We start from the raw sequence: 257 nt of genomic DNA on the forward strand, positions 1-257 counted from the left end.
GCAGCATTCCAATCGTTAGCAATGGTTTCATTATCTGTTCCATTACATTCTATGGTTTCATCTACAACCGTACAAGCCGTTAGGTCTGGACCAATAGAATCTTCAAGAGTAAGTGTAGCAGTCAGTGTAGTTTCGTTATCACAATCATCCGATACCGTATAGATTACAGTAATAGTACCACCAGCACCACAAGTGGAAGCAAGGTTCGTGAAAGCATAATCCGAAGTTACATCAAAGACCGCATCTGCATCACAGCT

At 41.6% G+C, this 257-nt stretch carries 1 protein-coding gene; it reads right to left on the reverse strand.

The features are described from left to right. On the reverse strand, positions 1-257 hold a 257-nt coding region (locus ACVC3Y_RS00345), incomplete at both ends, for a hypothetical protein (RefSeq protein WP_452225753.1).

It is taken from the genome of Lacinutrix cladophorae, assembly GCF_053604645.1.